This window comes from Bradyrhizobium sp. AZCC 1719 (assembly GCF_036924525.1).
Classification (GTDB): Bacteria; Pseudomonadota; Alphaproteobacteria; order Rhizobiales; family Xanthobacteraceae; genus Bradyrhizobium.
In genome coordinates this window covers 4,087,276-4,098,969 of the sequence record NZ_JAZHRU010000001.1, presented here as the reverse complement: position 1 = coordinate 4,098,969, position 11,694 = coordinate 4,087,276, and the positions used below count along the sequence as shown (strand labels likewise).

Below are 11,694 nucleotides of genomic sequence, written 5' to 3'. Positions count from 1 at the left end.
GCGTCCTCGCTCACATTTCACGCCGAATGCGAACAGGTCACCCCAGATTCAATTCCTTGAAGAAGTCGTTGCCCTTGTCGTCGATGATGATGAAGGCCGGGAAATCCACCACTTCGATGCGCCAGATCGCTTCCATGCCGAGTTCGGGATATTCCACCACCTCGACCTTCTTGATGCAGTGCTCGGCGAGGTTTGCCGCAGCTCCGCCGATCGAACCGAGATAGAAGCCGCCATGCTTCTTGCAGGCCTCGCGCACCGCGACCGCGCGGTTGCCCTTGGCGACCATCACCATCGAGCCTCCCGCCGCCTGGAACTGGTCGACGAAAGAATCCATCCGCCCCGCCGTGGTCGGGCCGAACGCTCCGGACGCGTAACCATCGGGCGTCTTGGCGGGGCCGGCGTAATACACTGGATGATTCTTGAAATAGTCCGGCAGCGGCTCACCCTTCTCCAGCCGCTCGCGCAATTTGGCGTGCGCGGAATCGCGCGCAACGATCATGGTGCCGGTCATCGAGACCCGCGTCTTGATCGGATAATTCGACAGCGTCGCCAGGATCTCCTTCATCGGCTGGTTGAGGTCGATCTTGACGACCTCGCCGCCGAGCGACTGCTCGACCGCCGGCAGATACTGCGCCGGATTGTGCTCGAGCTCTTCGAGGTAGACGCCATCCCTGGTGATCTTGCCGAGCACCTGGCGGTCGGCCGAACAGGAGACGCCGAGCCCGATCGGGAGCGAGGCGCCATGGCGCGGCATCCGGATCACGCGTACGTCGTGGCAGAAATACTTGCCGCCGAACTGCGCGCCGACGCCGAGCGACTGCGTCATCTTCAGGATTTCCTGCTCCATTTCGACATCACGGAACGCGTTGCCGTCGGCCGAGCCGTGGGTCGGCAGCGCATCGAGATAGCGCGCGGAAGCGAGCTTCACCGTCTTCATGCAAAGCTCGGCCGAGGTACCGCCGATGACGATGGCGAGGTGATACGGCGGACACGCCGCGGTGCCGAGGGTGAGCACCTTCTCCTTCAGAAACGCCAGCAGACGATCTTTGGTCAGAACGGAGGGCGTCGCCTGAAACAGAAAGCTCTTGTTGGCGGAGCCGCCGCCCTTGGCCATAAACATGAATTTGTAGGCGTCGTCACCCTCGGCGTAGATCTCGCACTGCGCCGGCATGTTGTTGGCGGTGTTCTTTTCCTCATACATCGACAAGGGTGCGACCTGCGAATAGCGCAGGTTACGGCGCAGGTAGGCATCGCGCGCGCCTTCCGACAGCGCCGCCTCGTCGTCGCCATCGGTGATGACGTTGCAGCCCTTCTTGCCCATGATGATCGCGGTGCCGGTATCCTGGCACATGGGCAGCACGCCGCCGGCGGCGATGTTGGCGTTCTTCAGGAAGTCGAAGGCGACGAACTTGTCGTTGTCGCTGGCCTCCTTGTCTTCCAGGATCGAGCGGAGCTGCTTCAGGTGGCCGGGCCGCAGGTAGTGGTTGATATCGCCGAAGGCAGCCTCCGACAGCGCCCGCAACGCCTCGCGCGACACCACCAGCATGTCCTTGCCAAGCACCTTCTCGACCCGCACGCCCTCGGTCGTGATCTTCTTGTAGGGCGTGGTGTCCGGCCCCAGCGGAAACAGCGGCGTATGCTTGTAGGGCGGAACGGGTTTCTGGTCGGGAAAGGCGGTCGGGGCGTTCATGTCGATATCTCGGGTTGGAGCCGACGGCGGCCAGAACGGCGCCGCGACGATAGACCCGTTCTAAGCATTTTTGGGCTAAATGGAAGGTTCCGAAAAACAGGGGTAGGGCGTGTCGGGCGACATCACGGAAATGCTCGGCACATCGATCTCACTCCTCGCTTTACTCGCTTTTTCATGGATCCCGTCCACCCTCGCGATCCTGAGCCCCGTGAAATACGCCCGTTACGACGACTCGCTCTTGCACCCGGTCGACTTCGTACACCACAACATAAGGCAGTCGCGGAACTACCCATTCGAACGTATCGGGATCGCGACCCACATGGCCGATAAAGGGAAATGAGATGAGCAGTTCTATGCTACTAAACAGCCGGTCTGTTACAGTCCTCGCAATCGCGGACTATCCTGAGCAATCCAGCCAAAGATGTTTTCGAGATCGGCGATCGCCTGATCATCGAATACGGGTTTCATACGCAGCTATGAGCCCAGCCGTCCAATACGTTCCCGCGCTTCGGCGTGGGATAGCAGTTTGCGGTTCGGATCGGCCCGGCGACGGCGAACCTCGGCCGCTTGTGCGTCGGTCAAGCGCATGTCCCGCATATGTTTGACATAGTCGAGCAGCGCGCCCGCCGCAGCGTCCTGCTCACCTTCCGGCAATTGCTCGACCTGTCTCAAGGCTTGTTCGAGTAGTTTTGTCATGAGGGTAACCTAACACACCTGACGCAATAAATCACTGTGCGGAATGCACAGCGATAGGACCTCGGTTTTGGCCCGCGGACTGCAGCAATTATCGCCGAGACTTCCGGCAGACGCAATCTTTGATTGCAATTCCAAACAGCGCTCGAAACAACCGCTAAGGCGGGGCTCTCCTTCGCGCGTGGCAAGGATACTGCCGATCCTGATTGAACCCCATGGAGCTCTCTCCAGACAAAAACGGAAATTGCCGATATCCTCTCAACCGATTGCGACTGTAATGAACTCCGCCACCACATTGCCTGACGCAGCTTCTGTCCCAGCGCGTCCTCCGCGTCTGCTCGGGTATTATCTGCTTCTGATCATCATTGCCGCGATCGAAGCCTTCGAAGGGCTCTCGCATGCGCCGATGCTGTTCGGCGACACGTCGGAAATTCCGGGCCCTGGCATCGGCGGCGCGATCATCAAGGCCTATGTCGCTGCGCATCCCGTGTTGGCGCTGGCGGCGCTGGCGTTTGCCACCGTCGGCAGGCTGCGCTACGCGGTCATGGCGCTCGGCGCCCTCGTGCTGATGAACTGGCTGAACTACATGCCCTCAGTGGTGCGGCACGGCCTCGATTTCGGCGGCCTCTCCATCCTCCAGACCCCCGTCCAGATCATCGCGTTTCCGCTGATGGGCGCTTGCGCCATCGCGCTCGCCGCACGCGAGGAGCGGCTTGGGCTTGCCACGCTGCTGGTCAGCATTCCCACGCTGTTCGATGTGATCGCCGTAATCGCCTTCGGCATCAGCGTCTTCCTCTACGGTTTCTGACAAGCAAGTTGACTTCGGCGCGCGACCCTTGCAGGAAATCCGCGCGCGGGCTTCAATATGCGCAAAAGGGGCATTTCAGATGGCTTTGGGATCACAATTTCGCCGATCGACCTTGCTTGCCGCCACGCTGGCGCTGGTTGCGACGGTCGACGCATCGCCGGCGCGGGCCGACCGCTGCGACGACATCGCCAAGGAATTGAAGAACCAGATCGACGGCCTCAAGATCAGCGTCAATACCGGCAACATGATCTATCTGACGCATCCGGCGGCGAAAGAGCTGTCGCTCGGCTGCCGCGGCCGCAATTACTCCAACGAGCTCTACGCCAAGACGGACCGCAAACCGAAGCCGCAATTCTTCGAACTGGTCGCCTCGGCCGGCGCCATCATTTTCACGATTCCGAAGCCCGACGTTGCGACCGGCTCCTCGCGCTGCATCAAGCGCATGGGCATCCTGCGCGGCGACAAGGTTTCCATGCGCTTCCGCCGGCTCAACATGGAATGCACGCGCACCAAGACCGAAGCCTCGATCGTGGTGACCCGCGGCAAGGACGAATAGGCCCAAGCCGCTCCCGATCCGTCGCATTCTAACGATTCCGCGAGCCGTCCGTTCACCATTGGACGGAATTGACGGCATCGATGCGGGATTGCCGCGCCGTATTCACCAATCGTTCGTTTCAGCCCGGCCATGTCGGAGGCAACCAAGAGGATGCTTCCGATGAATGTCTCTGCTGTCCCCGCAACGGTGGTGGTCAAAGCGCCTGAAGTCCCCGTGTTCAAGGCTCCCGACAAGACCCCCGACGTGCAGAACGGCGGTGCCGCCGACGGCACCCGCACGCCGCAGCCGACGCTGGTCGCTCCCCTGCCGCCGGGTCAGGGAACGCGGATCGACCAACTGGCTTGAGCCAACCATCCGGTTGTCGTCACCCGCCAACGGGTCGGCGCTCAGAGCCGCCCGATGACAGGCTCCAGCGGGTGAACCAGTATTCCAGAAACGTCGCCTTGGGCCGATAGGCCGCGGCGTACTGGATACCTGCCTTCGCGGCTATGACAGGCGAAGGAAGCGGGTACCCTTCCCCACCTCAGCGCCGCAAGTTTGCCGAAAAAATGCGCGATCCTGTTGCGCGTGGGGTCAATGGAACCCGCGCATGATCGCAAAGCTTCTGCTGCAGAACACCATCGTCGTCGTCGGCATGGGCGCATTATTGTTCGCCGCTGCGGGTTCGCTGGACTGGCCGGGCGCGTGGGTGATGTTGATCGTCAGTGCGATCCTCGGTCCTGCCTGCGGATTGTGGCTTGCGAAGACCGATCCGGCGCTGCTCGCCGAGCGTATGCGGCCGAAATTTCAGGCCGACCAGCCCGCCGCCGACAAGATATTCATGCTGATATTTGTCGCAGTGCTGCTGATCTGGCTCGTCGCGATCGGCCTCGACCGGCGGGCCGACGCCTCCGATGTTCCGCTGCTGCTGCAGGCGCTCGGCCTTGCGATGTTTTTACTCTCGATCGCGTTCATCATGTGGGTGTTCCGCGAAAATTCGTTCGCCGCGCCGGTCGTGAAGGTGCAGGCCGCGCGCCACCAACGCGTGATCTCGAGCGGGCCCTACGCCTTCATCCGCCATCCCATGTATAGCGCCGTCATGCTGTACTTCATTGGAATACCGCTGCTCCTCGGATCGTGGTGGGGTGTGGCGTTCGTGCCGGTATTCGCCGTGCTGTTCGCCATTCGCGCCCGCATCGAGGAGCGCGCATTGGTCGAGGGGCTTCCGGGCTATGCTGACTACGCCGCCCGCGTGCGCTATCGTCTGGTGCCTGGAATTTGGTAAGGATGACGGAGAGATGCCCGACAGCAAGACCTATACCGGCGGCTGCCATTGCGGGCAGGTACGCTTCGAGTGCACCACCGATCTCGCAATGGTCACTGCTTGCAACTGTTCGATCTGCACCAAGAAGGGGCTGCATTTCACCTTCCTCGACCCGAAGAGTTTTCATCTCCGCGCCGGCGAGGAAAACCTGAAAGAGTATCTCTTCAACAAGCACGCGATCCACCACCAGCTCTGCATCGATTGCGGCGTCGACGTCTTCGCACGCGGCAAGAAGCCCGACGGCACCGACGTGGTGGCGGTCAATGTGAGCTGCTTCGATGGCATCGAGCTGTCGAAGTTGAAGATGACGCCGGTGGATGGGAGGAACATGTGACGGCGGAGCGGTGATTCCGGAATGGTCCGTAAGGACCAGATCTCAGATGCGCAATTGCGCATCGGGGAATCTCGAGATTCTCAGGGGCGCAAGGGGCGCCCCATAGTTCGATGCTACGCATCGCCCCGGAATGACAACATCAGCCATCCAGCACGTTGTACCTTCGGAAAATCCCGTCCTCGTTGAAAGCAATCCTTCGATCGCTCGCAAGATAAGCCTTGATGTTTGGCCGCTCCGCGACGCGGTCACGCAGTTCGACGAGACCGGGAATGTCGCTCTCGAAGGCCTTCATCCGTTTCGGAAATGCATAGCGAAGGCCTTCGACGATCTGAAACAGCGACAGGTCGACATAGGTCAGGCGGCGGCCGGTGACATATGTCCCGCCATTGGCCTGCAGGAGATCTTCGAAATAGCCGAGATATTTCGGCACGCGCGCCTTCCAGAACTCATCGGTGCGTTTTTTTGCCGGCGCTTTCTGCTCCTCATAGTACAGTGACGGCCCGAGCGGATGATGGGTGTCGTGAACTTCCAGCACCAGATCCGCAATCGTGAGCTGTAGCTGGTGCACCCGTAGTCTGCCGGCTTCCGTCTTCGGCGCCAGCCCATGCCGTGATCCGAGATAGAGCAGGATGTTGGCCGTCTGCCCGATCACGAGCTTCCCGGCTTTCAGGAACGGCGGCGCGAAGGGCGGCGTTCCCTTCCCGACTTCCATCATGCGCGTCATCGCCGCCATGCCGTTGCCGTGGCGCGCCACGTCGGTATAGCCAGCGCCCGCCTCTTCCAGCGCGAGACGCACATACTCGCCGCGACCCTGAATGGTCGGCCAGTAATAAAGCTCGTAATGCATCGAAGGCGCCTCCTAGAGCATGATCCGGAAAAGTGAGAAGCGGCTTTCCGAAAAGATCATGCTCAAACAAAGAGATAAAGCGGGATGACGATTCGACGACAAGTCATCACGCTCCCGAGAGCGGCGCAAATAGAAAAAGCCGCCTCTGGGGCGGCTTTGATCGACAAAACTTGAAAATTGACGGCTTCAGCGCCGCGTGCCGGGGAACGTTGTCGACCCGAGCCACGCCCTCCTCGTCAGGTGCCGGATCGGCCGCAAATGGTTTCAGTCATCATCATCGTCACGGTGCCAGCGGCGCGCAGGGCCGTAGCGTTCGCGAACGGAGTTGCGCATGTATGCCGGTCGCCCGCGATCAGCGTCGATCCGGACGCTGCGCCGCTGATAAAATGTCCGTCCACGGCCGTCGTCGGTGGTGATCGTATCGACGCGGGTGTGCACGCCATTCGACGAGTTAGAGCTGGAGTTCGACGACGTGTTGCCCGCCAGCGCCAGCGGCGTTGCCAAGACGGTAAAAGCCAACGCGAAAAGGACTCGTTTCATTGCAAGGCCTCCGGGATTCCGATTGGCAACTCGCCAAACACTCTGGAGTTCCGCAATCGTCTGCCGGATTGCACGAGCAAGAAAATACGCTGAATAGGTTCCGCTACATCGAAAGAGCAGCATGCCGATGTTGCGGAGCTGTCATTGGACGCACGCTCGTGCGAAGGACTTCGATTGGTCGATCCTGTTGCGTCACTCGCCGGGCGAGCTCAAGACCGATCGCCCGTCAATTCGCCGCGAAGCAATAGAACAGCCCGTCGCCGCCGGTGCTCTTCAGGTCGGCCTGCGAACAGCCGCCGTCGGGCCCGCGCGAGGGATGCGACGAATTCCAGGATTTCGAGGCGTCGTCGTCGCGCAGTCCCACGCGATCGGAATGTCCGACCATGGCGGAGCCTTGCGTCGAACTCGTCCAGTTCCTGCAGGTGCGATCTTCGCCGGCGGTAAACGCGGTGCCGTCGGGCTGCGATCCCGTCAGCACGTCGTGGCGATTGGGCGTATCGCCGCGGCCATTGATGACCTCACCCTTCTCGCTCAAGGCGGTCTGCTTGGTGAGGCCGTTGGTGCCGTGCAGTTCGGCGACATCCTTGGCAACCACGGCGCCCTTGGCGTTCTGCCACGGCCCCTTGCCGATACGGTCGCGCGCGTTCACCGCGGGCGCACCGTCGGCGCCTTGCGTTGAGAGATAGGCGCGCCAGGTTTTGCCTCCGGCACCGGCGGCCTGCGCCAGCGTCTGGCAATGATTGTCGGCGCCGGCAAGACCACCGAGATTGCCGCCATTGCCGATGCCGTTGCTGGTCACGAAGAAGCTGGCATTGGCGGATTGAGCATGCGCAGGCACGCTTGCGAGAATCGACATGGCGGCGAGGGCGAAGCACGCCGGCGAGATGATCCGGGCGAAGCCGTTCATTGAAGACCTCCCTGTTGTGGGCCATGTCTCATCAACACGCGGCCGCAATCATTATTCCTGCAGGGCGAAGTCCGAAATGGAGCATGCATTCCCGCAAAGAAAAAGGCGCCGCGGAACAAGCCGCAGCGCCTTCTTCGTGTTGGTGCAGGCGATCAGCTCGTCTGCTGGATCGCCGAGAGTTCCCAGTCGCCGCCGCGGCGACGAGCGAAGGTCCAGACTTCGGTGGCCTCGATCGGGGTTTCGCTGCCCGCGACCAAACGGCCGGTGTTGCGCTCAAGTGTCTTGTCGACCAGCGAGAACCGCATCGCCACGCTGGCATAATCGGTTTCGCCTTCGCGCCAGGCTTCCGCGAGGTCGCCCTGCAGCAGCTTGACGTCGGACACCTTGTTGACGTCGTTGCGGGCCTTGTTCTCCTCGAGATCCTTGGAGAAGTAGGACACCATCTCGGGCGTCGCCAGCGTATGCAATTTGGCGACGTCCTCGTTCGACCAGGCGGCCTGAACCTCGCCAAGCAGCCGCTCGAACGCCTCATAGTCGGCCGGCTGGATTTCCAGCGCCGGCTGGCTCGAACCCAGCCCAAAGCCACCCAGTCCGGAGCGGAAGCTGGTCTGGGCGCCGGGGCCTTCAGCAGGCCCACTGGCGGCAGGCGCGTTGGCATAGGCGGAGGCCGGCGTATGGCGGCGCTGCCACCACGACATTGCCAGACGCACCACGATGACGATCAGCGCGATCTGCAGCAGCAGGCCGATGATCGAGGACAGGCCGCCGAGGCCGGAGAACAATCCGCCGCCGAACAGCATGCCGAGCAGGCCGGCACCGAGGAAGCCGGCGGCAAGGCCGCCGAGCATGCCCATGCCGGGCCGGTTGAAGAAGCCGCCCTTGTTGGCTGCGCCCGCGGCCGGATTACCCGCTGCGGGGGTGCCCGGCTGGGTAAAGCTTCGGTTCATGGGTTGCGCCGTGCCCGGAGCGGTGGTCGTGCTCGGGGGCGCCGAATAGGTCCGCGATCCCCGCGAACCGGAACTGCCGCCGCCGCCAACGCGGGCATCAGCCGCTTCGATTGTGATCGCCAGTGGAACCGCCACCGACAGGACGATGGCCATGGCACGTACAATTCCGCGCGCAGTCTGCGTGAAATTCATATCTTTTTCCTCATTCCCCTCCATGGGGAAGTGCCCCTAAGATGGGCAGAGCCAGCCAAAAGTGAAGCAAATATCGGGAACGGCGGCTGCGGCCCTCAGTCGCGGGGATGTGACGATTTGGCCGTAAACTCCGCATTCACCATGCGCAGCAGGCTTTCGGGCAGGATTTTATGAGGCCGTCATCGTCTCCTTGACCTTCTCGACCAGAGCGGAGAGCGCAAACGGCTTCGGCAGGAAGGCGAATTGTTCGTTCTCCGGCAGGCTCTTGTCGAAAGCCTCTTCAGCGTAACCTGAGACGAAGATGATCTTCAGATTCGGATTGCGCTTGCGCATTTCGCGCAACAGCGTCGGGCCGTCCATTTCCGGCATCACCACGTCGGAAACGACGAGATCCACCGCGCCGTCCTTTTCGTCCAGCGCCTCCATCGCCTCGATGCCGTTGGAGGCCTCGATCACGCTGTAGCCGCGCGAACGCAGGCCCCGCGCGTTCAGCGAGCGCAAGCCGTCCTCGTCTTCCACCAGCAGGATGGTGCCCTGCCCGGTCAGGTCGGGCCGCGGCTTCGGCGGCTCGGCCGCCCCTTCCCTGGCCGCGCCATTGGCGGCGTGCGCCTCCGGCTGCGCTTCCAGTTCGGGCCGATGACGCGGCAGGAAGATGCGGAACGTGGTGCCTTCGCCGGGCGTGGAGTCGACATAGACGAAGCCACCGGTTTGCTTGACGATGCCGTACACCGTGGAGAGGCCGAGCCCGGTGCCCTTGCCGACCTCCTTGGTCGAGAAGAACGGCTCGAAGATCTTGTCGACGATCTCGGCCGGGATACCGGTGCCGGTATCGGAAATGTCGATCCGCACGTAATCGGCGGCCGGCATGCCCTTGTGCGAAAGCTGCGCTGCCTCGTCTACCGTCACGTTGGCGGTCCTCACCGTCAGTTTGCCGCCATCGGGCATCGCGTCGCGCGCGTTGACCGCGAGATTGACGACCACCTGCTCGAACTGCGAGACGTCGACCTTGACTGGCCAGAGATCGCGGCCGTGCACGAGGTCGAGCTTGACCTTCTCGCCGATCAGGCGGCGCAGCAGCATGGTGAGATCGGAAAGCGCATCGCCGAGGTCGAGTACCTGCGGCCGCAGCGTCTGGCGGCGCGAGAACGCGAGCAGTTGCCGCACCAGCGTCGCCGCGCGGGTCGCGTTCTGCTTGATCTGCATAATGTCCTGGAACGACGGATCAGTCGGCTTGTGCGCGTTCAAGAGGAAGTCGTTCGCCATCATGATGGCTGAGAGCACGTTGTTGAAGTCGTGCGCGATGCCCCCGGCGAGCTGGCCGACCATGTCCATCTTCTGCGACTGATTGATCTGGTTTTCCAGCGTGCGCCGCTCAGTGGTCTCGAGCAGATAGACGATGGCAGCTTCGGTGTCGCGCTCGTCTTCCTCGACAGCGGTGACGAAGAACTGTCCCCAGCGCTCCTTGGCGCCGTCGAGCATGACTTCCACCGGTGCGATGTCGCCCTGCCCTTCGGCCGCCTGGTTGATCGCCGAGATCAGAAGGCTGCGGTCGCGCGCATTTACCGTGCGGAAGATCGACTTGTTGGCCGCGCCGTCCGAGCTCAGGCTTTGCGCGAGCTTGGCGAAGCGGGCGTTGGCGCGCACCACCGTGCCGCCGCGGTCCACCGTCGCAATCGCCATCGGCGTATGGTCGAAGAACCGCATGAAGCGGACTTCGGCGGCGCGTTCGGGGTCGGAATGCTCGTCGCGCGCGCGGCTGATCACGAGCGTGCGCGACGAACCCGGCGAGCCGTCGGCGCCGAAGGCGAGCTTGTGGTAGAGCCGCACCGGCATGGTCTTGCCGCCGCGCATGCGCAGGTCGATGTCGAACACTTCGGTTTTGACCTCGCCGGGTACCGCTACGATCGAGGTCAGGAGCGAGGCGCCATCGCCGGAGACGATATCGGTTAGCTTCAACCCGCCGGAACCAATCTCGGCGAGATCGTGATCGAGCCAGTTCGCCAGCGTGGCGTTGACATAGATGACGTCGCCGGCCGGATCGACCGAGAAGAAGCCGCATGGCGCATGATCGAGATATTCGATCGCGTGCTGCAGTTCCCGGAACACATCTTCCTGACGCTCGCGGTCCCGCGTGATGTCAGCGATCGACCACACCGCGTATTTTGCTTCGCGCTTGCTCTGGCCAAGCGGGCGAACCCGCATTCGCAGCCAGCGGCCCTGCGCGCCGTCAGAGCCGGCGATACGGACCTCCTCCTGCTGCCGCTTGCCTTCACGGGCGGCCTTGAGCAGGCGGAACACGGCTTCGGAGACGTCGGGATTACCGATGAAGACGCGCTCGACCGGCCGCACGTCCTGCGCGGTGGCAGCTCCGGTCAGCGCCTGATAGGCGGCGTTGGAATAGACCACGTGGCCTTTGGGGTCGGTCACCGCCAGCCCGTCATAGGCGTGATCGGCGATGCGGCCCATTACCGGATCGTCGGCGCCGCGGTCGGTGAAGCGGATGATACCGGCGGCAAAAGCGAACAGATTGAACAGGCCGACCATGGCCAAAAGGGCCAACACGCCGAGGATATAAGGTTGGGCCTGGGCGCGGCCGATGGTCATCAGGGCCACCGCCACCGCGACGATGCCCGCGGCCACCAGCAACACCAGCACGATGCTACCGCCCCGCCGCGCCGGCTCGTGGGCCGCGAAGGGCTCGGTGGGCGGATGGCTATCGGTTTCGGCGGTCATCTGAAGAGGCACTGCCCGTCGGCAAGGAGGTGACGCGCGGGGTCGCGCGCCGCTTCTGAGTGCCTGAATCGGACCCGCAAGCGCAAGTCCATCAGGCGGTTATTTGACAGCTTGAAGGCATTTCAAGGCGTTTTCCAGCGGTTC

13 protein-coding genes are annotated in these 11,694 nt (G+C 62.6%); 5 read left to right on the top strand and 8 right to left on the bottom strand.

Going from position 1 to position 11,694, the window contains the following annotated elements; all coding sequences use genetic code 11:
* Positions 1-37: 37 nt before the first annotated feature.
* From V1292_RS19160 to V1292_RS19150, 3 genes are all read right to left on the bottom strand, one after another.
* Positions 38-1,690: a fumarate hydratase gene (locus tag V1292_RS19160; RefSeq protein WP_334374268.1), complete on the bottom strand. Its 1,653-nt coding sequence runs from the start codon at positions 1,688-1,690 to the stop codon at positions 38-40.
* 172 nt (positions 1,691-1,862) lie between these two features.
* Entirely contained in the window at positions 1,863-2,018 is a 156-nt protein-coding gene (locus tag V1292_RS19155) for a type II toxin-antitoxin system RelE/ParE family toxin (RefSeq protein ID WP_334377093.1), read from the bottom strand.
* A 146-nt stretch (positions 2,019-2,164) separates the two neighbouring features.
* Positions 2,165-2,386, bottom strand: coding sequence for a hypothetical protein (locus tag V1292_RS19150; RefSeq protein WP_334374267.1), 222 nt, complete (start codon positions 2,384-2,386; stop codon positions 2,165-2,167).
* Positions 2,387-2,660: 274 nt separating this feature from the next.
* On the opposite strand from V1292_RS19150, the gene V1292_RS19145 reads away from it, so the two are divergent.
* From V1292_RS19145 to V1292_RS19125, 5 genes are all read left to right on the top strand, one after another.
* A complete protein-coding gene (locus V1292_RS19145; RefSeq protein WP_334374266.1) occupies positions 2,661-3,191 on the top strand; it encodes a hypothetical protein in 531 nt (176 codons plus the stop codon).
* Between the two features lie 79 nt (positions 3,192-3,270).
* Positions 3,271-3,747 carry a hypothetical protein gene (locus V1292_RS19140; RefSeq protein WP_334374265.1) on the top strand — a complete coding sequence of 159 codons (477 nt, stop codon included), beginning with the start codon at positions 3,271-3,273 and terminating at the stop codon, positions 3,745-3,747.
* A 159-nt stretch (positions 3,748-3,906) separates the two neighbouring features.
* Entirely contained in the window at positions 3,907-4,092 is a 186-nt protein-coding gene (locus V1292_RS19135; protein ID WP_334374264.1) for a hypothetical protein, read from the top strand.
* Between the two features lie 244 nt (positions 4,093-4,336).
* Positions 4,337-5,011 (top strand): methyltransferase family protein, encoded by a 675-nt coding sequence (locus tag V1292_RS19130; RefSeq protein WP_334374263.1) that lies wholly within the window; start codon positions 4,337-4,339, stop codon positions 5,009-5,011.
* Positions 5,012-5,024: 13 nt separating this feature from the next.
* Positions 5,025-5,384, top strand: coding sequence for a GFA family protein (locus V1292_RS19125; protein ID WP_334374262.1), 360 nt, complete (start codon positions 5,025-5,027; stop codon positions 5,382-5,384).
* A 139-nt stretch (positions 5,385-5,523) separates the two neighbouring features.
* Here V1292_RS19125 and V1292_RS19120 read toward each other — a convergent pair whose 3' ends face one another.
* From V1292_RS19120 to cckA, 5 genes are all read right to left on the bottom strand, one after another.
* Positions 5,524-6,231, bottom strand: a complete 708-nt coding sequence (locus tag V1292_RS19120; protein ID WP_334374261.1) for a glutathione S-transferase — start codon at positions 6,229-6,231, stop codon at positions 5,524-5,526.
* Positions 6,232-6,495: 264 nt separating this feature from the next.
* A complete protein-coding gene (locus V1292_RS19115) occupies positions 6,496-6,771 on the bottom strand; it encodes a hypothetical protein (protein WP_334374260.1) in 276 nt (91 codons plus the stop codon).
* 226 nt (positions 6,772-6,997) lie between these two features.
* Positions 6,998-7,627: a lectin gene (locus V1292_RS19110; protein ID WP_334377092.1), complete on the bottom strand. Its 630-nt coding sequence runs from the start codon at positions 7,625-7,627 to the stop codon at positions 6,998-7,000.
* Positions 7,628-7,830: 203 nt separating this feature from the next.
* Positions 7,831-8,841, bottom strand: coding sequence for a Tim44 domain-containing protein (locus V1292_RS19105; RefSeq protein WP_334374259.1), 1,011 nt, complete (start codon positions 8,839-8,841; stop codon positions 7,831-7,833).
* Between the two features lie 144 nt (positions 8,842-8,985).
* Positions 8,986-11,550, bottom strand: coding sequence for a cell cycle histidine kinase CckA (gene cckA, locus V1292_RS19100; protein WP_334374258.1), 2,565 nt, complete (start codon positions 11,548-11,550; stop codon positions 8,986-8,988).
* Between the last annotated feature and the right edge of the window lie 144 nt (positions 11,551-11,694).